Genomic DNA, 22,111 nt, shown 5'->3' on the forward strand with positions numbered 1-22,111 from the left:
ATGCAAAAGATCGCAGGCCTCGTCAGCCTGCGATCTTTTCAGGTTCAGACCGAAACGAAGAAGAAGCTGGCAATCAGCACCATCCCGACAAACCAGACCAACGAGCGCAAAGCCGCCCAGTCCGCCAGATAGCAAATGATGTAAAGCAGACGACTGGTGATGAACAGCACCGCCAGCACATTGACCGTCACCAGCTCTGCCGTGCCCACCAGGTGCGCGACGATCACCGCCGCCGCAAACGCCGGGGTCACTTCAAAACTGTTCAGTTGCGCCGCATGGGCACGGCGCGCCACGCCATCCACGCTGTCCAGAAAGTCCCGGGGATCATGATTGTCCCGCAGTCTGAAACCACCCGAGGCCTTGGCCACGACGGTGCACAGATAGGGCAGAAAGATCGCGATCAACACACACCACAAAGCCACCGTCATAACACCGTCCTTCTTTCGAGTTTTAGAGTTGCCGGGCGCTCAGAACTTCATCACCAACATGCCGATCAGCACCAGCCCACAGGCTAAGAGCCGCGGCCGGCCGAAAGGTTCTTTCAGGTAACGCATACCGAACAGCACCACCAGAATCACGCTGATTTCACGCAACGCCGCCGCTTCGGCAATCGAGCCCAACTGCATCGCCCACAGCACCAGAGCGTAGCTGAACAACACGCAGAACCCGACCGCCAGTCCCAGCTTCCATTGCTCGCGCCAGAACAGCTTGAACGCCGGACGCTTGGCCACCCACGCCAGCATCGGGAAAGGCCAGGCACTGAGCAGCGTAACCCAGACCAGGTAATCCAGCGGATGCGACCAGCGCCGCAGCGCCTGGCCATCGATGTAGGTGTAGCAACCGATGCACAAGCCGATCAGCGCCACCACCGGCAGCATCGACCACGGCAAGTGTTTCCCGCCGCCGCCCTGCCAGAGCAGGCAAGCCATGCCCAGCGGGATCAGCAGGATCCCGAAGATCTGCTGGGTGGTCAGCACTTCACCGGCGAAGATCAGGGTCAGCGCCAGCACCACCAGCGGCGACAATCCGCGCATCAACGGATAGACCAGCCCCAGATCGCCGACCCGATAGGCCTGGATGAGCAGATAACGATAGAGCAGCTCGAACGCCGCCGACGCCAGAATCCAAGGCCAGATTTCCGGCGGCGGCAGGCTGATGAAAGGGAACGCCAGCGCGACGAACAACAGCGCCACGGTGTCCATGCAGGCCACCACCAGCAGCCGTTCGGCGCTGAACTTGATTAACGTATTCCACGCTGCGTGCAACAGCGCCGCCACCAACACCAGAGCTGTCGCCAGCACGTGCCACTCCCTGATTCTTGTTGTTGAACCTGAGCCAATTAGTCAGATTATTGATTCGCGATGTGTCAGCAGCTGTTTATACTGCAAGCGACCACGCCGCACTCAGTTGCGCACAGATAAATTCCAATAATTCCTGCCTGCCCCGTTCTCGTCCGAGACCGGTCGCCGGCCTGCGTATGCCTGATCAAAGCGTCAAGACTACCGACAGAGACCTTGCGCATGCCACTCGCCTTGCTTGCACTCGCTGTTGCCGCTTTCGGCATCGGCACCACTGAATTCGTCATCATGGGCCTGCTGCCCGATGTCGCCCGCGACCTCGCCGTGAGCATTCCCCACGCTGGCCTGTTGATCACCGGCTACGCCCTGGGCGTGGTGTTCGGTGCGCCGATCCTGGCGATCGGCACCGCCAACATGCCGCGCAAGGCCACGCTGCTGGGCATGACGCTGATGTTCATCCTCGGCAACGTGCTGTGCGCACTGGCGCCGAACTACGCGACGCTGATGGCCGCGCGAGTGGTCACCGCGCTGTGCCACGGCGCGTTCTTCGGCATCGGTTCGGTGGTGGCCGCCGGGCTGGTCGCGCCGAACAAACGGGCGCAGGCGATTGCGATGATGTTCACCGGTCTGACCCTGGCCAACGTTCTCGGCGTACCGCTGGGCACCGCGCTCGGCCAGTACGCTGGCTGGCGCTCGACCTTCTGGGCAGTCTCGGTGATCGGTGTGATCGCCGCCCTCGCCCAATGGCTGTGGTTGCCGAAACATATCCCGATGGACAAGGCCAACCTCGTCAGCGAATTCAAGGTGCTGGGCAAGGTCAACGTGTTGCTGGCGCTGGGCATGAGTGTGCTGGCCTCCACCAGCCTGTTCAGCGTGTTCACCTACATCGCGCCGATTCTGCAGGACATCACCGGCGTCAGCCCTCACGGCGTGACGGTGATGCTGCTGTTGTTCGGCGTCGGTCTGACCGGCGGCAGCATGCTCGGCGGACGCCTGGCCGACAGCCGTCTGTTGCCGTCGCTGGTGGGTGTCGCACTGGCGGTGGTAGTGATTCTGGCGGCATTCAGCCAGACCAGTCGCTCGGTGGTTCCGGCGGCGATCACGCTGGTGCTGTGGGGGATTTTTGCCTTCGCCTTGTGCCCGATCCTGCAACTGCTGATCATCGATCAGGCGCACGAAGCACCGAACCTCGGCTCGACCCTGAACCAGAGCGCGTTCAACCTCGGCAATGCCGCCGGTGCTTGGATTGGCGGGCTGGTGGTGGCCAGCGGCGCGGACCTGGCGGACTTGCCTTGGACGGGCGCGCTGGTGGGTGTGCTGACCGTGCTGACGGCGTTGTTTTTCATCTACCTGCAACGTCGGGGTGTCGCTGCGGTCAATGTGTCCGGCTGATTTTCCCGGGGGACACAATTGTGTCCCCACCCGGCGTCAGCCCATCCAACCCTTGCGTCCATGAACGGGCGCGCTGTCTTTCCACCCCCATCCAAAGGACCCCGGATGCTTGAACTCGTCGCCGCTTTCATCTGCCTCACCACCCTCCTCACCTTTGTGAATTTCCGCTTCATCGGCCTGCCTCCGACCATCGGCGTGATGGTTACCGCACTGATGTTTTCCCTGTTGCTGCAAGGCCTGAGCCTGCTCGGCTACCCCGGCCTCGAAGAGCGCGTGCAGCAATTGATCGGCCAGATCGACTTCGGCGATCTGCTGATGAACTGGATGCTCTCGTTCCTGCTGTTCGCCGGTGCCTTGCACGTGAACCTCAACGACCTGCGAAGCTACCGCTGGCCCATCGGCCTGCTGGCGACCTTTGGCGTACTGATCGCCACCGCCGTGATCGGCAGCCTCGCCTATTACATCTTTGCCCTGTTCGGCTGGCACGTGAGCTTCCTCTACTGCCTGTTGTTCGGCGCGCTGATTTCCCCGACCGACCCGATCGCGGTACTCGGCGTGCTGCGTACGGCCAACGCCTCGAAGCCGCTGAAGACCACCATCGTTGGCGAAAGTCTTTTCAACGACGGCACCGCCGTGGTGGTGTTCACCGTGCTGCTTGGCATCGCGCAACTGGGCGAAACCCCGACCGTCGGCGCCACGGCCATGCTGTTTGCCCACGAAGCCATCGGCGGCGTGCTGTTCGGCGGGCTGATCGGTTATCTGGTGTACCTGATGATCAAAAGCATCGAGCAGCACCAGATCGAAGTCATGCTGACTTTGGCGCTGGTGATTGGCGGTTCAGCGATGGCCACCGAGCTGCACGTCTCGGCACCGATTGCGATGGTGGTCGCCGGTCTGATCATCGGTAACCTCGGTCGCAACCTGGCGATGAACGACATGACGCGCAAATACCTGGACGGTTTCTGGGAATTGCTCGACGACATGCTCAACGCGCTGCTGTTCGCGCTGATCGGGATGGAGCTGTTGCTGCTGCCGTTCAACTGGTTGCACGTGGCGGCAGCAAGTCTGCTGGCGCTGGCGATTCTGCTGTCGCGCCTGCTCACCGTGGCCCCGGCCATCGTCCTGTTGCGCCGCTGGCGCACCGTGCCTCGCGGCACTATCCGGATCCTGACCTGGGGTGGTTTGCGCGGCGGAGTTTCGGTGGCACTGGCACTGGCCCTGCCGCTGGGCCCAGAGCGCGATCTGCTGCTGAGCATCACTTACATCGTGGTGCTGTCATCGATCCTGTTGCAGGGCCTGACCATCGGCAAACTGGTCAAGCACGCAACGCGCGACGAGCCAGCAACCGCTGCCGAGCCCGTGCAGCACTGATCATTTTTTGATCTGCTGCGGATCGGGCTTTTCGGCCTGATCCGCAGACTCTTTCGGCCCGTCCGTTTCTTTCGGCGCGCCGCTTTCACTGCGGATCTGCGCATGACTGATCAGGGCGAAGATGAAACTGCCGCCGATGATGTTCCCCGCCAGGGTCGGCCCGGCAAACACCGCCCAGAAATCACTCCACGGCAGCTCGCCCGCAAACACCAGATACGACACCTCCGCCGACCCCACCACGATGTGCGTGAAATCGCCCAGCGCCATCAGATAGGTGATGAGGATGATGATCCACATCTTCGCACTCTCCATGGACGGGATCATCCAGACCATGGTGGCAATCATCCAGCCCGAGACGATGCCCTTGGCGAACATCTGACTCGCATGGTTCTCCATGACCTTGCGGCCGATTTCGAGGAAGGCCTCGTCGGTCTTGCTGTCGAAGATCGGCAGTTCGAGCATCACGTACGCCACCAGAATCGTCCCGCACAGGTTGCCGAACAGCACCACGGTCCAGAGCCGGATCAACCGTCCGAAATTGGCCAGGGTCGGTTTGGTCATCACCGGCAGCACGGCAGTCAGGGTGTTTTCGGTGAACAGTTGCTGGCGGGCGAGGATCACCGCGAGAAAACCCGCGCAGTAGCCGAAGCTGGCGATCACCTTGAATTCGTCGCCCTCGGGCAGACGCGAGTTGAGCAGGCCCATGCCCATCAGCGACAGGCCCATGGTCAGCCCGGCAGCCAGCGCCGACCACCACAGCGCGGCGATGCTGCGCTCCAGTTCCTGGTCGCCCTGTTTGCGGATGATTTCATGCAGGACTGCCGCCCGGGGCGGCTGGTTTTTCTCGACTTCGTGTTGTTCCTTGGCCGAGAGGTCGGGGGTCTTGCCGTCTGTTGGGGTGGTCATGGCGGGAAACCGGTGGCGGGGTCATAAGGCTACGACACGCGCCGCTCGGCTTCCGTTCGCCGGGGTGGTGCGATTACTCGGTAACGGGTGTTTCATCCTTGAACTGGTCTTTGACGTACTTGATCTCGGTCCGCCCGTGCGGCGCCGGCAGGCCGTCTTCGCCGAGGTTGACGAAGACCATCTTCTCGACGGTCAGGATGCTCTTGCGGGTGATCTTGTTGCGCACTTCGCAGGTCAGGGTGATCGAGGTGCGGCCAAACTCGGTGGCGGTGATGCCCAGTTCGATGATGTCGCCCTGGCGCGAGGCGCTGACGAAGTTGATCTCGGAAATGTACTTGGTCACCACGCGCTGGTTGCCCAGTTGAACGATGGCGTATATCGCGGCTTCTTCGTCGATCCAGCGCAGCAGGCTGCCGCCGAACAGAGTGCCGTTAGGGTTGAGGTCTTCGGGTTTTACCCACTTGCGGGTGTGGAAATTCATCTTCACTCCTGAGCGTCTTGCCGAATGATGGCGCCATCTTGGCAGACTGAGCGGTCACTCTCCATGAGGCTTCTACTATGGTCGCGATTAGCGATCTTCATCTGGCCGACAGAAACCCTTTGGAAGATCAGTCTAGACGGCTATAATCGCCCCCGTTTCAAAACGGTAACCTTCACTTGCTACCGTTTTCCCGCCACCTGTCCGAGGGGCGCTGCAGCAGGTTCAACCTGTCAGGCTCGGATGGGGCGTTGACCGGCCCAGGCCGGACACTAAACGCACAACGGCGCCCATTCGCATACATTACGAATGGAGGCTCTTCATGAGCGCTGTTATCACGCCTGCAGATTTTAACGATTACAAAGTTGCCGACATGTCCCTGGCTGCCTGGGGCCGTCGCGAAACCATCATCGCCGAGTCGGAAATGCCGGCCCTGATGGGTCTGCGTCGCAAGTACGCTTCCGAGCAGCCTCTGAAAGGCGCAAAAATCCTCGGTTGCATCCACATGACCATTCAGACCGCCGTGCTGATCGAAACCCTGGTTGCCCTGGGTGCCGAAGTGCGCTGGTCGTCCTGCAACATCTTCTCGACTCAGGATCAGGCCGCTGCTTCCATCGCTGCTGCCGGCATCCCGGTTTTCGCCTGGAAAGGCGAAACTGAAGAAGAGTACGAGTGGTGCCTGGAGCAGACCATCCTGAAAGATGGCCAGCCATGGGACGCCAACATGATCCTCGACGACGGCGGCGACCTGACCCAGCTGCTGCACGACAAGTACCCACAGGTTCTGGACCGCGTTCACGGCGTGACCGAAGAAACCACCACCGGCGTACACCGTCTGCTGGACATGCTGGCCAAGGGCGAGCTGAAAATCCCGGCCATCAACGTCAACGACTCGGTGACCAAGTCCAAGAACGACAACAAGTACGGCTGCCGTCACAGCCTGAACGATGCGATCAAGCGTGGTACCGACCACCTGCTGTCCGGCAAGCAAGCGCTGGTCATCGGTTACGGTGACGTGGGCAAGGGCTCGGCCCAGTCCCTGCGTCAGGAAGGCATGATCGTCAAAGTCTCCGAAGTCGACCCGATCTGCGCCATGCAAGCCTGCATGGACGGTTTCGAAATGGTTTCGCCGTTCATCGACGGTATCAACGACGGCACTGAAGCGAGCATCGACAAAGCGCTGCTGGGCAAGATCGATCTGATCGTGACCACCACCGGTAACGTCAACGTTTGCGACGCAAACATGCTCAAAGCCCTGAAGAAGCGCGCCGTTGTCTGCAACATCGGTCACTTCGACAACGAAATCGACACCGCTTTCATGCGCAAGAACTGGGCATGGGAAGAAGTGAAGCCACAGGTACACAAGATCCACCGTACCGGCCCGGGCGCTTTCGACGCTCAGAACGACGACTACCTGATCCTGCTGGCCGAAGGCCGTCTGGTGAACCTGGGCAACGCTACCGGTCACCCAAGCCGCATCATGGACGGTTCGTTCGCCAACCAGGTTCTGGCGCAGATCTTCCTGTTCGGCCAGAAGTACGCCGACCTGTCGCCAGCCCAGAAAGCCGAGCGCCTGACCGTTGAAGTACTGCCGAAGAAACTCGACGAAGAAGTGGCCCTGGAAATGGTTCGCGGCTTCGGCGGCGTGGTCACTCAACTGACCAAGCAACAGGCTGACTACATCGGCGTGACCGTCGAAGGCCCGTTCAAGCCGCACGCTTACCGCTACTAAGAGCAGCTGCGAGCTTCAAGCTTCAAGCGGCAAGCAAGGTCAAAAGCCGGACTTGCCGTACGAAGCTTGAGAGCTCTGCCCCTATTTCAGAACAGTTTCAGGCAGCAGGTTTCACGCTCGATAGATCAGCGCACCACCGCTTCTCTCGCAGCTTGTAGCTTGCCGCTCGTAACTGGAGGCTTCCTCCATGTCCCAAGACCGTCGCTACAGCTTCGAGTTCTTCCCGACCAAGACCGATGCTGGGCATGAAAAACTGCTCGCCACTGCCCGTCAGCTGGCCACCTACAACCCCGACTTCTTTTCCTGCACCTACGGCGCTGGCGGCTCGACCCGTGACCGCACGCTGAACACCGTGTTGCAGCTGGAAAGCGAAGTCAAAATCCCCGCCGCCCCGCACCTGTCGTGCGTCGGCGACAGCAAGGACGACCTGCGCGGCCTGCTGAACGAGTACAAGGCTGCCGGCATCAAGCGCATCGTCGCCCTGCGCGGTGATCTGCCGTCCGGCATGGGCATGACCAGCGGCGAGCTGCGTCACGCCAATGAACTGGTTGAATTCATTCGTGAAGAAACCGGCAATCATTTCCACATCGAAGTCGCCGCCTACCCGGAGATGCATCCGCAAGCGCGCAACTACGAGGACGATCTCGACAACTTCGTGCGCAAGGCCCGTGCCGGCGCCGACAGCGCGATCACCCAGTACTTCTTCAACGCCGACAGCTACTTCTACTTTGTCGACCGGTTGCAGGCGCTGGGCGTGGACATTCCGGTCGTTCCGGGCATCATGCCAATCACCAACTACAGCAAACTCGCACGCTTCTCCGATGCCTGCGGTGCGGAAATCCCGCGCTGGATCCGCAAGCAACTGGAAGCCTACGGCGATGACAGCCAGAGCATTCAGCGCTTTGGTGAACAGGTCGTCAGCGAGATGTGCGAACGCCTGCTGCAAGGCGGCGCGCCTGGCCTGCACTTCTATTCCATGAACCAGGCGGAACCGAGCCTGGCGATCTGGAATAATCTGAAGTTGCCGCGCTAAACGATTCAAGACAGTAAAAAGTGCCCTCTTCAGAGGGCCTTTTTACATTTAAAAGTACCAATGGAATGTTGTCGTCAATGATCTGCGATTCTTCGAACCCACGCCCTCAACTCGTCTACCTGGTTTTTGGCTCTGAAACCTATCACCAGGAAGCCGTGTTCAGCATCGCGAGTGCCCTGGCCTGGCTTCGTGAATCACCGGATGTGACGATTGATATCCAGGTGTTCAGTGACAATCCGCAGCCTTACGAAAAACTCCCGGTACGAGTGCGTCCCCTCGATGCTGCTACCCGTCAGCGCTGGAGCGAACCTCACGGCTACCACTTCCGCACCAAACACGTTGCCTTGCGAACGGTGCTCGAAGAGTCCGAGACAGCCTTGCTGATCGACACCGACACTTTTTTTCATTGCTCGCCAGTCAAACTGTTCGAACGGGTGCAACCCGGCACGCTGCTGTGCAATGACTACTACTCGCAATACGGCACCAACAAGGAAAACCTGCTCTATAGCGCTCTGTCGAAAACCCTGCTGGAGAGAGGCCTGGCTGACGATCAAATGATGCTGCTCAACTCTGGCGTCATCGGCCTGCATCGCCAGGATGCGCAAGTGCTTGATCGCTCGATTGCGCTGATCGACGAGCTGTTCCCGCTCGCCCAGGGTGCCTACACCCTGGAAGAGTTCTGCCTGTCAGTGGCAGCCTATCGCACACTGGACATCAAGAAGTGTCCGGACCTGATTCATCACTACTGGAGCCGCAAGCAGCTGTTCAGGGCCAAGGTTCAGGCCTGGGTCGCCAAGCATGGCGACAACCCGACCTGTCAGGCTGCACTGGATGACACCCGTCTCGTTTCCGCGCGACTGCCACGTCCGCCACGTATGCAGCGCATGCTTTACAAAGTCATCACCCTGATGCTGCCCGCGCACCTTCGCCAGTTCATTCGCGAAATTCTCTACGGTTGCTATAAGCACCCCAACGAATTCGACCAGGCCTGCGCACCGGTGTGGTGGGAAAAGGCACTGAAAAACCAGCAGGAAAGGATTGGCAAGAAAGTTTGTCAGCATTTGCTGGAAGAATGGTTCAGCAGAAGACTGGTCAGACTGGTTCTGGGCTCGCGCTACACGACAATTCATCAGCACCTGCTCAATTCATCCGGCAAATAGCGGCATCGCATCGAAACTCTTCGCTTGCAGCGTTAAACATGCATGCCAGAGCTTCTCATCAGGCGATTCGCGTACTAACCTCAGGCCATGCCTGTCATTGTCCAGTTGCTGAGCGTTTTGCTGTTTACTTGCCTGAGCTTCGCTGCTCGGGGCGAGAAGTTGCGCATTGTCACCGAGCCATGGGCGCCGTATGTCTATGAACAAGGCGGCAAGAATCTCGGGCTGGACTACGAAACCACTGCCATCGTATTCAAGCGCTTGGGCATCGAAGTCGAATGGCAGTTTTTGCCCTGGAAACGCTGCCTGTCGATGCTCGAAACCGGCCAGGCCGACGGCGCGCTGGACATCTTCCACAGCGACGAACGCGACGCCACCCTGCTCTACCCTAGCGAACCGCTGTCGGACGTCGAGTTCGTGATGTTCTACGCCAACGAGCGTCCGCACCCTTTTCACAGCCTTGAAGACCTCAAAGGCCTGACGGTCGGCACCTCGCCGGGCTATCTGTACAGCCCCGACTTTCGCGAATCGACCCTGTTCACCCGCGAGCCGGCCCCGACCCACGAAGCCAATTTCGGCAAACTGGTGCGCGGGCGCATCGACCTGCTGATCACTGATCGCCGCGTGGGTCAGCATTTGCTCGATGAACTGGGCATTCGCGACAAGATCACGGAAAACCCCACGGTCATCAGCCGCCAGAGCCAGTTTCTGGCCGTGCGGCGCAATGCCGGGATGGATTTGCTGGTGCAGCGCTTCGGCGCCGAACTCAAGCGTTTCAAGCGCGAACCGGCCTATGCCGAGCTCAGCGCCCGCTACGGCGCGGCCCCCGCCCTGACGGCGCCACTGGGCAACGCCACCGCCAGCGGCAAAACCGTTGAGCAGCAGGAAAGCGGCGCGCAGTGATTGCTCTGTTATACTCCGGCGTTCCCGCCAGGCTCACGCCCGGACGCCCGGAACCGTAACAGGCCTCCCGACCCGCTACAGCGCAGCTTTTCAGCCCGCGCGAGCGCTCCGGACGTGCCTTCGGAACCGCAGCAGGACCGGACGGGATTGCGTCCTCTTAAACGCCATTCGCGCCAGGCAAGACTCCCATTGGGCCAAGCCCTAACTGAAACAGGATTACTCATGTCCTTTGCTTCCCTCGGTCTCTCCGAGGCTTTGGTCCGCGCTATCGAAGATGCGGGCTATACCGAGCCTACTCCGGTGCAACAGCGGGCCATTCCCGCCGTGTTGCAAGGTCGCGACCTGATGGTTGCGGCACAGACAGGTACCGGTAAAACCGGCGGTTTCGCCCTTCCGATCCTGGAGCGGCTGTTCCCCAACGGCCACCCGGACAAATCCCAGCGTCACGGCCCGCGCCAACCGCGCGTGCTGGTCCTGACCCCGACCCGCGAACTCGCGGCCCAGGTTCACGACAGCTTCAAGATCTATGCCCGTGACCTGAAATTCGTCAGTGCCTGCATCTTCGGCGGCGTCGGCATGAACCCGCAGGTTCAGGCCATGTCCCGTGGCGTGGACGTCCTCGTTGCCTGCCCGGGTCGTCTGCTCGACCTGTGCGGCCAGGGCAGCGTCGATCTGTCCCACGTGGAAATCCTCGTGCTCGACGAAGCCGACCGCATGCTCGACATGGGCTTCGTCCACGACGTGAAGAAAGTCCTCGCGCGTCTGCCGGCCAAGCGTCAGAACCTGCTGTTTTCGGCGACCTTCTCCAAAGACATCACGGATCTTGCCGGCAAGCTGCTGCACAACCCGGAACGCATCGAAGTGACGCCGCCGAACACCACGGTCGAGCGCATCGAACAACGCGTATTCCGCCTGCCAGCCAGCCACAAGCGTGCGCTGCTGGCCCACCTGATCACCGCCGGCGCGTGGGAACAGGTGCTGGTGTTCACCCGCACCAAGCACGGCGCCAACCGTCTGGCCGAGTACCTGGACAAGCACGGCCTGCCGGCTGTGGCGATCCACGGCAACAAGAGCCAGAACGCCCGCACCAAAGCTCTGGCCGACTTCAAGGCCGGTGAAGTGCGCATCCTGGTTGCCACCGACATCGCGGCGCGCGGTCTGGACATCGACCAGTTGCCACACGTGGTCAACTTCGAACTGCCGAACGTCGATGAAGACTACGTGCACCGTATCGGCCGTACTGGCCGTGCCGGTCGTTCGGGCGAGGCGATCTCGCTGGTCGCACCGGACGAAGAAAAACTGCTGAAAAGCATCGAACGCATGACCAAGCAGAAAATCGCCGACGGCGACCTGATGGGCTTCGATGCCAGCACCATCGAGGCCGAGAAGCCCGAAGCCCGTGAGCGTCCGGACATGCGCAACCCGCGCAATGCCCGTGGCCCACGCGGCGACGGCCCGAATGGCGGCGGCGGTGGCGGTCGTAAAGACAAAGGCAAAGACAAGGGCAAGGAAAAACCGGCCGGCGAACGCGGTGAGCGTGGCGAGCGTCCAGCCCGTCAACAAAAGCCGCGTGAAGGCACCCCGGCCCGCGAACAGCGCCAGCCAAGCCAGCCGCCACGCGCCGCTGCTGACCGTGCTCCGGACGAATTCCTCGACGACGATATCGATAACTTCGGTAACCGCGTCGATTACGTGCCGAAGCAGGCTCCGGCCGGTGGTCGCAACCGTCGTCCAGGCGCTCCGGCGCAAGGCGCAGGTTCGGGCGCACCCCGCGGCGGTCAGCCACAAGGTCGCCAGAACGGCCCACGCAACAGCAACGGTTCGAGCACCGGCACTCCGCCAGGCAAGCGCAGCGGCCCACGCAACGGTGCTCCGCGTGACGGTCAGGGTCGTCGCGATGAAAACCCGCGCAACCGCCGCCCGGCCCGTGACGATCAGCAACGCGCTGAACCGGCCGTGCAGAACCCGCGCAGCAGCGGGCCGAAGATCATGCACAAGGAATCGAAAGCCGACCGCTTCCCGACGCCTGAGCAGCTGGATCAACTGCCAAGCCGCCCACGCGGTGAAAAACCGGCCTTGCTGACCCGCAATCGCTGAGTTTTCCACCGCAATGAAAAATGCCCCGGCCTGAAAACCGGGGCATTTTTTTGCGCGTTGCTCAGACGAGATTTACGACAAGCAATAAAAAACGCCCCCGGTCGCAAGACCGGGGGCGTTTTTGTGTGGCCGGCGAAAATTACTTCGCTTTCACACCTTCAAACGAAACGTACAGCTCGACCGCGTCGGACTTCGGACCCAGGTCTTTCTGCTTGCCGAAATCGGAACGCTTGATGGTGGTGGTGCCTTCGAAGCCGGCACGGTAGCCACCCCATGGATCCTTGCCTTCGCCCAGGAAGGTCGCCTTCACGACCACTGGCTTGGTGACGCCCAGGATGGTCAGGTCGCCGGTCACGTCAGCGGTGTTGGCACCGGTGGACTTGACGCTGGTGGAGACGAAGGTCGCCTTGGCAAACTTGCTGGCGTTCAGGAAGTCAGCGCTGGCGATGTGCTTGTCGCGCTCGGCGTGGTTGGTGAACACGCTGGCGGTGTTCACGTTGAACTCGATCTTGCTGTCTTCAGGCTTGGCAGCGTCGAAGCTGAACTTGCCATCGATGTCCTTGAAGGTACCGGTGATGAAGCTGTAGCCCAGGTGGCTGATCTTGAAGTCGACGAAGGCGTGCTGGCCTTCTTTGTCAACCACGTAGTCAGCGGCCATCACGTTGGCGGACAGGACGGCAGAGCCGATTGCCAGAGCGGCCAGAGTCTTTTTCAACATGCTTTGTTTTCCTTTGGAGTCGAGGTTGAACATCAGGCTTTGCGTCCCAGCATTCGTGTCAGGGTCGCATCACGATCGATAAAGTGGTGCTTCAATGCTGCCAACGCATGAAGGCCGGAAAAAATTACCAGCGCCCATGCCAGCCAGAGATGAATCACACCGGCGGTATCTGCCTGATCCGGTAGTCCGGAAACCAGTGCAGGAACTTCAAACAGGCCAAACACCGGGATCCCGACACCGTCTGCGGTGGAAATCAGGTAACCGGCAATCATCACGGCGAACAGCGCAAGGTACAGAAACCCATGGCCAAACTTCGCACCGATGCGGGTCATGCGGCTGTAGCTTTGCAACGTTGGCGGCGGTGGACTGACAAAGCGCCACAACACCCGCAACACCATCACACCCAGCAGCACCAGACCGATGCTCTTGTGCAGATCCGGCGCGTCTTTGCGCCAGGTGCTGTAGTAATCCAGCCCCACCATCCACAGACCCAGCGCGAACAGCCCGAAGACCGCCAGCGCCACACCCCAGTGCATGAAGATGCTGACCCAACCGTAGCGCGAAGAAGAGTTACGTAGCTGCATTGCCCAAATCCTGTGAGAACTGCAAACCAAGACTAGCGAGTTATCTATCGAATTAAAGCGGAAAATTTTGCTTTGAAATATCGAGAAATACGATCAAGAGTCTTGAACAGGGGAGTTAAGGAAAGATTAAAGACAAAAGTGTGGCGGGATGTTGTGAATCACGGGCAAAAAAAAGCGCGGCCTGAAAGCCGCGCTTTTTCATTTACCGCAAAGCCTTACTGCGCTTTGGTCTCGGTGGTTGCCGCCGGTTTAGCCGCTGGCTTCTTCGCCGGTTCAGCTTTTTTCGCCGCTGGTTTGGCCGGAGCTTTTTTCGCTTCGGTCTTCGCCGCCGGTTTCTTCGCTGCTGGCTTGGCTGCCGCTTTCTTGGCTGGCTCGGCTTTTACCGGAACTGCTGGCTTCGGTGCTTCCACCGGGGCTGGCGCAGGAGCCGGGGTCGGTGCAGGCGCTGGAGCGGCTGGAGCAGGTGCCGGCTCTGGCGCTTTCACTGGCTCTGGCTTCTTATCGTCGTCCGAACCGCCGAACAGGTTGGTGAAGAAGTTGCCTTTCTTCGCCGCCACTGCCGCACCCGCTGCACCTGCCGCTGCGGCGGTGGCTGCTGCCGGGCCGACTTTGGCCGGTTCGAAGGATTTGCCCGCCGCCAGGTCTTCAACCTGACTGGCCGCGCGCTGACCGGTGCGCAGTGCGCCCTCCAGGGTGCCCGGGTACAAGGTGTCGGTGTGTTCGCCGGCAAACGCTACGCGCTGCAGCGGACGCTCCCACAGGCGCCAGAATTTGCTGATCTGGCCAGGGCCGAAGGCCAGGTAGGAACCACCGGTCGATGGATCGGTGCTGTAGCGACGGATTTCATAACCGGTGAACGAGCCACGGGCCTGTGGATAAAACGTGTGCAGACGAATCAGCACCTGATCGACCATCTGCTTGTCGCCGAAGGCCTGCATGACGCGGGCGTTGTCGCCGGACAGGTTGATCACCACGTTCGCGCCGCCCTTCAGGGCTGGCTCGATCCACAACATACCCAGGCCGGTGTTGCTATAGATCTCGCCGGACATCCGCGCCTTGCTTTCCCATACCGGCGTCTTGAACTTCAGCATGATCTGGTCGCGCCAGCCGTAGTTGGTGCCTTTGATCGCGGCCAGGTGCTGGGCGTCCAGCGCCGGAGTCAGCTGGATCTTGTTGAGGGCGCGCAACGGCACCGCCAGCACAACGTAATCGGCCTGGTAGCCAACGCTGCCGACCTTGACGGTCACGCCGTCCTTGTCCTGGGTGATGGCAGATACTGGCGAGTTGGTCTTGATGGTTTTCAGCTGTTTGACGAAGGCCTGGGCCAGCACCGGGCTGCCACCGACCAGACGCGAAGCGCGCAGGTCACGGTCGGACACGCCGCGATACACCCGGCTCTGCTGTGCGAAGTACAGCAGCGACAGGCGCGAAGGCTCGTCGTAGTGGGTGCGGATGTCCTGGTTGATCAGCTGACGTGCGGTGGCCGGCAGGTTCTGCTTGTCGAGCCAGCTCGAGACGTTGATCTGATCCAGAGCGTGCAGGGTGTTGGTCGCCGCCGGGTTCTGCGGATCGTCGATCGAGCGCGCCAGATCGTCACGGGTTTTCTCGTAGCGCTTGAGCGCTTCGGCCGTGGCAGGCTGTTTGGCGGTCAGGTCGGCGGCGGAAAAATACTCGCCGTCGATCAGGTAACCCGGAGTCCGTACGAATTCAGGCGCCGGCGTGGTGTTCAGCTTGAAGGTCGATACGTATTTGTTCAGCACCGGTTGAGTCTTGTCGTTGCCGATCCACTCGCTGGTGGCCATGCCCGAGCGACCGCCCAGGCTCGGTTTGGCTTCGAGCAGCGTGACCTGCCAGCCCTTGTTCTGCAGTTCGTAAGCCGCCGTCAGGCCCGACAGGCCGCCGCCGATCACGATTGCGGTTTTATCCTTGGCCAGCGCCGTAACGCTAAACAGCCCCAACACCACTAGCGCACAGGCGCGCAGCCAACCGACAGACATTCAGCGAACTCCGGATAAACACGTAGGAAAATGCAGTTTTGCGGGTCAGACGACCCAAAGAACCGCGAAGAATACGTCAGCCATCAAAACGCCGCCAGCGACGTCTATCGGCCCATACAAAGTAGCTCAATCGACACAATGGGTTGTCCCGCCGCGACGCATTGCATAGGCTTGCGCGATTGTTTGCCCGCGCCTGACGCGAGCCGCCTCGAGGAGACTGAACATGGGCCTGAACAACCAGTGGATGCAACGCGATCTCGCGGTGCTGTGGCATCCCTGCACCCAGATGAAAGACCACGAACAGCTGCCGCTGATCCCGATCAAGCGCGGTGAAGGCGTCTGGCTGGAAGACTTCGAAGGCAAGCGTTATCTGGATGCGGTCAGCTCCTGGTGGGTCAACGTGTTCGGCCACGCCAACCCGCGCATCAACCAGCGCATCAAGGATCAGGTCGATCAGCTGGAACACGTGATTCTGGCCGGTTTCAGCCATCAGCCGGTGATCGAGCTGTCCGAGCGTCTGGTGAAGATGACGCCGGAAGGTCTGAACCGGGTGTTCTACGCCGATAACGGTTCGTCCTGCATCGAAGTCGCGCTGAAAATGAGCTTTCACTACTGGCTCAACCGCGGCCTGCCGAACAAGAAGCGCTTCGTCACGCTGACCAACAGCTACCACGGCGAAACCATGGCGGCGATGTCAGTCGGTGACGTGCCGTTGTTCACCGAAACCTACAAAGCCCTGCTGATGGACACCATCAAGGTGCCGAGCCCGGATTGCTACCTGCGCCCGCAGGGCATGAGCTGGGAAGAACACTCGCGCAATATGTTCGCGGCGATGGAGCAGACCCTGGCCGAGAACCATGACAGCGTCGCGGCCGTGATCGTCGAGCCGCTGATCCAGGGCGCCGGCGGCATGCGCATGTATCACCCGGTGTACCTCAAGTTGCTGCGTGAGGCCTGCGACCGCTACGGCGTGCATCTGATTCACGACGAAATCGCCGTCGGCTTCGGCCGCACCGGGACGATGTTCGCCTGCGAACAGGCCGGCATCCGCCCGGATTTCCTGTGCCTGTCGAAAGCCCTGACCGGCGGTTATCTGCCGTTGGCGGCGTGCCTGACCACCGACGAGGTGTACAGCGCGTTCTACGACGATTACCCGACCCTGCGCGCCTTCCTGCATTCGCACAGCTACACCGGCAACCCGCTGGCCTGTGCGGCGGCATTGGCGACCCTGGATATTTTCGAGCAGGACAACGTGATCGAGAACAACCGGGCGCTGGCCCAGCGCATGGCGTCGGCGACAGCGCATCTGGTGGATCATCCGAATGTTTCGGAAGTGCGTCAGACCGGCATGGTGCTGGCGATCGAGATGGTCAAGGACAAAGCCACGAAAGAGGCTTATCCGTGGCAGGAACGTCGCGGTCTGAAGGTGTTCCAGCATGCGCTGGAGCGTGGCGCGTTGCTGCGTCCGCTGGGCAGCGTGGTGTATTTCCTGCCGCCGTACGTGATCACCCCGGAGCAGATCGACTTCCTCGCCGAAGTCGCCAGCGAAGGCATCGACATCGCCACCCGTGACAGCGTCAGTGTGGCGGTGCCGAAGGATTTCCATCCCGGGTTCCGTGATCCGGGCTAAGCACGACTCGTACTCGTTCCCACGTCGAGGCGTCGAACCGTCTGCGTGGGAATGCAGCCCGGGACGCTCCGCGTCCCAAAAGCGGACGCAGAGCGTCCAACGAGGCATTCCCACGCAGAGCGTGGGAACGATCTACTTAAAGAGAACCACCATGAGACTGTCCCGCTTCTTTATCGACGCCCCGCTCAGCACCGGCGAACACGAACTGCCGGAAGCCCAGGCGCATTACATCAGCCGCGTGCTGCGCATGGCCGAGGGCGATGCGGTGCAGTTGTTCGACGGTTCCGGCCACGAGTTTCGCGGATCGCTGGTGGAAGTCGGCAAGAAACGCGTGGTGGTGCAGATCGACGAGCAGTTCGCCGGTCAGGTCGAATCACCGCTGCAAATCCACCTCGGCCAGGGCCTGTCCCGGGGCGAGCGGATGGACTGGGCAATCCAGAAAGCCACCGAACTGGGCGTGACCGAAATCACCCCGATCTTCAGCGAGCGCTGCGAAGTCCGCCTCAAGGACGAACGCGCCGACAAACGCCTGCTGCACTGGCGTCAGGTGGCGATCAGCGCTTGCGAGCAATGCGGTCGTTCGCGAGTACCGGTGATCCATCCGCCGGTGCTGCTGGCCGACTGGCTGAAACAGACCGAAGCCGAACTGAAACTGGTGCTGCACCCGGTGGCCGAGCCGCTGGTCAGCCATGCAAAACCATTGACCCTGGCGTTCCTGATCGGCCCGGAAGGCGGTTTGTCCGACGCCGAAGTCGAGCAAGCCAAGGCCGGCGGCTTCCACGCCGCCCGCCTCGGCCCGCGCGTGCTGCGCACCGAGACTGCGCCGGTTGTGGCGCTGGCGGTGGCGCAGCAACTGTGGGGTGATTTCTAACCTGTCACTGCACCGGATCACTGGTTGGTCTGGCGATGATTGCCTTGAGTTCGCTGGTCATCGGGAACTCAAGGTTCAGGCCCTTCGGCGGGATCGGTTGTTCGAACCACTTGCGGTAGATGCCGTTGATCTCCCCCGAGCTGTACAGGTCGGCCAGCACACCGTTGACCAGCGCGAGAAATTGCGGATCATCCTTGCGCACCATGCAGCTGTAGATTTCCCGCGATTGCTCCTCCCCCACCACGACCCAGTTATGCGGGTCGCGCGCCTTGGCCCGCTCGCCGTAGAGCAGCGCATCGTCCATGTAGAACGCCGCCGCGCGTCCCGATTGCAGCATCTGGAACGCCTCGCCGTGATCCTTGGCGCTAATCACGAACATGTTCAGTTTGTGGTCGAGGTTGTAGCTCTTCAGATAACGCTCGTTGGTGGTGCCGGCGGTGGTCACCACGTTCTTGCCGCGCAGGTCATCGAAGCTGTGGATGCCGCTGTCCCTGGCGGTCAGCAGCTGCCCTTTGACGTAGATGAAACCGTAGGAAAACGCGACCTGTTTCTGCCGTTCGGCGGTCACTCCAGTGGAGCCGCATTCAAGGTCGACCGTGCCGTTCTGCACCAGCGGAATCCGCGTCTGGGAGGTCACCAGGTTGTACTTCACCTTCAGCTCCGGCAACGCCAGTTGCTGCTGGATGCGCTCGACGATCTTGTCCGCCAGCGCCACCGAATACCCCATCGGCTGCCCGGTGTGATCGCCCACATATGAGAACGGCACCGACGCATCGCGATAACCCAGGGTGATGCTGTTGGCGCTGGCGATCTTGCCGAGCGTACCGGTCAGCGGCACTTCATTGGCCTGCGCCTGAGCGCCGAAAACCAGCGCCAGAGTGCAGCCGAGCAACGTGATTTTTTGCATTGTTATTCTCCGTTGTGGGTGGGGTGTTTTAGCAGAAACCGTCACGCCGCACGGGGATTGAACCCGTGCAGATCAATGGATGTGCGCTGCTGGCCGATCAGTTCGCTGAGCAACTGCCCGCTGCCGCAGGCCAGGGTGAAACCCAGCGCGCCGTGGCCGAGGTTGAGCCACAGATTGCGATACGCCGTGGCGCCCAGCAGCGGAACGCCGGTGGGGGTGGCCGGGCGCATGCCGGCCCACTCCACGGCCGCGTCGTAGTTGCCGGCGTCGGGAAAGGTGTCGCGCGCCTGACGTTTGATCAGCGCCAGCCGCTCAGGATCCACCGCCGGGTCGAAACCGACGATGTCGACCATCGCCGCTACGCGCAGTTGTTCGCCGATACGCGCGTAGACGATCTTGCGGTCGTAGTCGGTGATGCTCACGTCCGGTGCTCGATGCTCGTCGCCGATCGGCACGGTCAGGCTGTAGCCCTTCAGCGGGTACAACGGCAGGCGCAGGCCGGGAAGCGCCAGCAACGGGCTGCGATGGCCGGCGGCGATTACCAGTTGTTCGACCGGCAGGGTTTCGTCGTCAAGCTCAATCGCCGTGACGACGCCGTGGCTGTGACGAATGCCGGTGACTGCCTGACCAAGGCGAAACTCGCAGCGACCCGACGCCTTCAATCGCGCCGCCAACTGCTGGCAGAAGCCGTGACAATCGCCGACTTCTTCATCCGGCGTGTAGATCGCGCCTACAAACGGCGCATCGGCCAGTGCCGGTTCCAGTTGCGCACATTCGGTGGCGGACAAAACCTGCTGTTGCTGCGGATCGGCCAGGCCTTTGCGTGCATGCTCGAAGCTGGCGGCGTTGCGGAAGGTCACCAGTTTGCCGTTGCGCCGCCAGTTGAAACCGACCAGTCCGTCGTCCTCGCGCCAGCGTTTCAGCGTGCTCTGGCTGAACAGCGCCAGACGCAAAAGATGCGCGGCGTTTTCGCGGTTGACCGAGGTGCGGCACGCGGCGAGAAACGAGGCCATCCAGCGCCATTGCGCCGGGTCCAGGCGCGGGCGCAGCATGAGCGGTGAATCGCCGCGCAGCATCCAGCCGATCGCCTGCAACGGCACGCCGGCATCGGCCAACGGCGCAACATAGCGGTAGGACAACTGGCCGCCGTTGGCGAAGCTGGTTTCGCTGCCCAGCGACTGCCGCGCCTCGACCACTGTCACTTCGAAACCGTCGCGCACCAGCGCCCAGGCCGTTGCCAACCCGATCACGCCGCCGCCAATGATGCACACACGCTGAGCCATGTCCGTCCTTAACAGTTCTTGAAGACGAGGCCGAGGTTAGGGTGAGGTGACAGGCGCCGAACAATGAATAAAGATGTCAAACCTATAAACAAAGGTTATGGGATCGTCATGCGCCTTCGTCACATCGAGATTTTCCAGGCCATTCGCCAGACCGGCTCGGTCAGCGCCGCTGCGCAATTGCTGCACGTCTCACAACCGGCGGTGACCAAGGTGCTGCAGCACGCCGAGCAGCAATTGGGCTTTCCACTGTTTCTGCGGGTGCGCGGCAAGTTGCAGGCGACCCCGGAAGCGCTGGAGCTGGAACGCGAAGTCGACAAGGTCACCGAAAGCCTGCAAGGCGTGCGGCGTCTGGCCCAGAGCCTGCGCCGCGAACCCGGCCGCAGCCTGCGGATCGGCGCGACTCCGGCGCTGGCGCTGTCGTTGCTGCCGCCGGCGATCCAGCAATGGACGGCGCAATTCCCGGACATCGCCTGCGAACTGTCGAGCGCCCACAGCCGCGAGCTGATGCAGAACCTGCTGATGCGCGAAGTGGACGTGGCGCTGACGTTGCAGTTGCCGGACCATCCGGGGCTGAAGGCCCAGGCTTTGGCCTCGGGGGTTTTGGTGGCGCTGGCGCCGAAAGGTTATTGGCCGGAGGAAGATGCCGGTCAGCCGTTGCCGCTGATGGCGTTGGCCGGAGCGCCGCTGATCGGGCTGTCCAGCGCCGATCCACTGGCAGCGCGACTCGATAGTTATCTCGAAGCGGTCGAACCGCCGCCTCGGGTGCGGATCGCCGTGCAGACGTATTCACTGGCGCGAGCGATGGTGGAGTCCGGCGCCGGGGTGGCCGTGATCGATCCGTTCACCGCCCTCGGTGCCTCGCCGACCAGCACCGTAATCCGCCCACTCGCCCCGCCGCTGCCGATCACGCTGTACGCCGTGACCCGCGCCACCGAGCCACCGCCGCATACGCTGCATGATTTGCTGCAGATCTTCAGTCAGCGCGCCGGCGAACAACTCGGTCGCCTGATGGGCGCTTAAAGGACGTAAAACAGAATCGCCACAAAATGCAGCAGGCTCCCGGCGATCACGAACAGATGCCAGATCCCGTGGGCATGCCGCAACCGATGGTCGAGGGCAAAAAAGATGATCCCCACGGTGTAAAGCACGCCGCCCGACGCCAGCCAGGCAAACCCCGCCGTCCCGAGCGCTGCTATCAGCGGCTTGACCGCCACCAGCACGATCCAGCCCATCACCGCGTAGATCACGATCGACAGGATCCGCGCCTCCGAGCGCGGCTTGATCTCTTGCAGAATGCCTATCAGCGCCAGCCCCCAGACAATCCCGAACAACGTCCAGCCCCACGGCCCGCGCAAAGTCACCAGGCAGAACGGCGTGTAACTGCCGGCGATCAGCAAGTAGATCGAAAAGTGATCGACTTTCTTCATGATCGCTTTCTTGCGCCCCCGCACGCTGTGGTAAACGGTGGACGCGCTGTAGAGCACCAGCAAGGTGAAGGCGTAAATCGCCACGCTGACGATCTTCCAGGGGCTGCCGTCGAGGCTGGCAATCACCAGCATCCAGACGCCCCCGACAAACGCCGCTACCGCCCCGACCAGATGCGTCCAGGCGTTCAGTTTTTCTCCGTGATACATGTGTCGCACACCTCGATTTCATTTACCGCAGCGCGCAAGGCTCGGGCCTTGAGCGTAAAAGCGCAATGTTTCCGTTCAACGCAGGCAGGCACCTGTCCTGATATTTGGGCACAATCGAGC

Annotated in this window: 20 protein-coding genes and 1 riboswitch; of the genes, 10 read left to right on the forward strand and 10 right to left on the reverse strand. The window is 61.4% G+C overall.

Annotation, left to right across the window (positions count from 1 at the left end):
• Window positions 1–44 precede the first annotated feature (44 nt).
• Complete coding sequence (locus ABFB52_RS27290; protein WP_085746665.1) at window positions 45–428, reverse strand: MAPEG family protein; 384 nt, start codon at window positions 426–428, stop codon at window positions 45–47.
• Between the two features lie 39 nt (window positions 429–467).
• A complete protein-coding gene (locus tag ABFB52_RS27295) occupies window positions 468–1,301 on the reverse strand; it encodes an EamA family transporter (protein ID WP_085746666.1) in 834 nt (277 codons plus the stop codon).
• A gap of 219 nt (window positions 1,302–1,520) precedes the next feature.
• Between ABFB52_RS27295 and ABFB52_RS27300 the strand changes: the two genes are divergently transcribed.
• The gene (locus ABFB52_RS27300; protein ID WP_129972222.1) at window positions 1,521–2,690 is read left to right on the forward strand and encodes an MFS transporter; all 1,170 of its coding nucleotides are present in this window, start codon (window positions 1,521–1,523) and stop codon (window positions 2,688–2,690) included.
• Window positions 2,691–2,795: 105 nt separating this feature from the next.
• The gene (locus tag ABFB52_RS27305; protein ID WP_129972223.1) at window positions 2,796–4,061 is read left to right on the forward strand and encodes a sodium:proton antiporter; all 1,266 of its coding nucleotides are present in this window, start codon (window positions 2,796–2,798) and stop codon (window positions 4,059–4,061) included.
• On the opposite strand, the gene ABFB52_RS27310 is transcribed toward ABFB52_RS27305, so the two are convergent.
• Together ABFB52_RS27310 and ABFB52_RS27315 are read right to left on the reverse strand one after the other, a co-directional pair.
• Window positions 4,062–4,967 (reverse strand): formate/nitrite transporter family protein, encoded by a 906-nt coding sequence (locus tag ABFB52_RS27310; RefSeq protein ID WP_129972224.1) that lies wholly within the window; start codon window positions 4,965–4,967, stop codon window positions 4,062–4,064. It lies immediately after the preceding gene.
• Between the two features lie 73 nt (window positions 4,968–5,040).
• The gene (locus ABFB52_RS27315; RefSeq protein ID WP_007959686.1) at window positions 5,041–5,448 is read right to left on the reverse strand and encodes a hotdog domain-containing protein; all 408 of its coding nucleotides are present in this window, start codon (window positions 5,446–5,448) and stop codon (window positions 5,041–5,043) included.
• A gap of 197 nt (window positions 5,449–5,645) precedes the next feature.
• A riboswitch (S-adenosyl-L-homocysteine riboswitch) is annotated at window positions 5,646–5,744 on the forward strand.
• A gap of 23 nt (window positions 5,745–5,767) precedes the next feature.
• On the opposite strand from ABFB52_RS27315, the gene ahcY reads away from it, so the two are divergent.
• The 5 genes from ahcY to ABFB52_RS27340 all read left to right on the forward strand — a co-directional run bounded on the left by ahcY (window position 5,768) and on the right by ABFB52_RS27340 (window position 12,367).
• The gene (gene ahcY / locus ABFB52_RS27320; protein ID WP_129972225.1) at window positions 5,768–7,177 is read left to right on the forward strand and encodes an adenosylhomocysteinase; all 1,410 of its coding nucleotides are present in this window, start codon (window positions 5,768–5,770) and stop codon (window positions 7,175–7,177) included.
• Between the two features lie 187 nt (window positions 7,178–7,364).
• Entirely contained in the window at window positions 7,365–8,210 is an 846-nt protein-coding gene (gene metF / locus ABFB52_RS27325) for a methylenetetrahydrofolate reductase [NAD(P)H] (RefSeq protein WP_129972226.1), read from the forward strand.
• A 77-nt stretch (window positions 8,211–8,287) separates the two neighbouring features.
• Entirely contained in the window at window positions 8,288–9,370 is a 1,083-nt protein-coding gene (locus ABFB52_RS27330; protein WP_129972227.1) for a hypothetical protein, read from the forward strand.
• An 87-nt stretch (window positions 9,371–9,457) separates the two neighbouring features.
• Window positions 9,458–10,270 (forward strand): transporter substrate-binding domain-containing protein, encoded by an 813-nt coding sequence (locus ABFB52_RS27335; RefSeq protein ID WP_102685758.1) that lies wholly within the window; start codon window positions 9,458–9,460, stop codon window positions 10,268–10,270.
• A 222-nt stretch (window positions 10,271–10,492) separates the two neighbouring features.
• Window positions 10,493–12,367, forward strand: a complete 1,875-nt coding sequence (locus ABFB52_RS27340) for a DEAD/DEAH box helicase (protein WP_129972228.1) — start codon at window positions 10,493–10,495, stop codon at window positions 12,365–12,367.
• Between the two features lie 139 nt (window positions 12,368–12,506).
• Here the strand turns inward: ABFB52_RS27340 and ABFB52_RS27345 are convergent, their stop codons facing one another.
• From ABFB52_RS27345 to ABFB52_RS27355, 3 genes are all read right to left on the reverse strand, one after another.
• Window positions 12,507–13,085 (reverse strand): YceI family protein, encoded by a 579-nt coding sequence (locus ABFB52_RS27345; RefSeq protein WP_045121911.1) that lies wholly within the window; start codon window positions 13,083–13,085, stop codon window positions 12,507–12,509.
• A gap of 32 nt (window positions 13,086–13,117) precedes the next feature.
• Entirely contained in the window at window positions 13,118–13,669 is a 552-nt protein-coding gene (locus tag ABFB52_RS27350; RefSeq protein WP_074692051.1) for a cytochrome b, read from the reverse strand.
• A 215-nt stretch (window positions 13,670–13,884) separates the two neighbouring features.
• Complete coding sequence (locus tag ABFB52_RS27355; protein ID WP_129972229.1) at window positions 13,885–15,666, reverse strand: flavin monoamine oxidase family protein; 1,782 nt, start codon at window positions 15,664–15,666, stop codon at window positions 13,885–13,887.
• 223 nt (window positions 15,667–15,889) lie between these two features.
• On the opposite strand from ABFB52_RS27355, the gene ABFB52_RS27360 reads away from it, so the two are divergent.
• The gene (locus tag ABFB52_RS27360) at window positions 15,890–17,296 is read left to right on the forward strand and encodes an adenosylmethionine--8-amino-7-oxononanoate transaminase (RefSeq protein WP_129972230.1); all 1,407 of its coding nucleotides are present in this window, start codon (window positions 15,890–15,892) and stop codon (window positions 17,294–17,296) included.
• Window positions 17,297–17,447: 151 nt separating this feature from the next.
• Entirely contained in the window at window positions 17,448–18,167 is a 720-nt protein-coding gene (locus tag ABFB52_RS27365; protein ID WP_129972231.1) for a 16S rRNA (uracil(1498)-N(3))-methyltransferase, read from the forward strand.
• A gap of 4 nt (window positions 18,168–18,171) precedes the next feature.
• On the opposite strand, the gene ABFB52_RS27370 is transcribed toward ABFB52_RS27365, so the two are convergent.
• Together ABFB52_RS27370 and ABFB52_RS27375 are read right to left on the reverse strand one after the other, a co-directional pair.
• Window positions 18,172–19,074, reverse strand: a complete 903-nt coding sequence (locus tag ABFB52_RS27370; RefSeq protein WP_129972232.1) for a transporter substrate-binding domain-containing protein — start codon at window positions 19,072–19,074, stop codon at window positions 18,172–18,174.
• A gap of 41 nt (window positions 19,075–19,115) precedes the next feature.
• Window positions 19,116–20,372 (reverse strand): D-amino acid dehydrogenase, encoded by a 1,257-nt coding sequence (locus tag ABFB52_RS27375; protein ID WP_346836141.1) that lies wholly within the window; start codon window positions 20,370–20,372, stop codon window positions 19,116–19,118.
• 93 nt (window positions 20,373–20,465) lie between these two features.
• On the opposite strand from ABFB52_RS27375, the gene ABFB52_RS27380 reads away from it, so the two are divergent.
• Complete coding sequence (locus tag ABFB52_RS27380; RefSeq protein WP_129972234.1) at window positions 20,466–21,377, forward strand: LysR family transcriptional regulator; 912 nt, start codon at window positions 20,466–20,468, stop codon at window positions 21,375–21,377.
• Here ABFB52_RS27380 and ABFB52_RS27385 read toward each other — a convergent pair.
• Window positions 21,374–21,991, reverse strand: a complete 618-nt coding sequence (locus ABFB52_RS27385; RefSeq protein WP_011336351.1) for a hemolysin III family protein — start codon at window positions 21,989–21,991, stop codon at window positions 21,374–21,376. The genes ABFB52_RS27380 and ABFB52_RS27385 overlap by 4 nt on opposite strands.
• Window positions 21,992–22,111 lie beyond the last annotated feature (120 nt).

Origin of the sequence: Pseudomonas sp. 9.2(2024), from assembly GCF_039695385.1 — a bacterium.
Classification (GTDB): domain Bacteria; phylum Pseudomonadota; class Gammaproteobacteria; order Pseudomonadales; family Pseudomonadaceae; genus Aquipseudomonas; species Aquipseudomonas paraglycinae.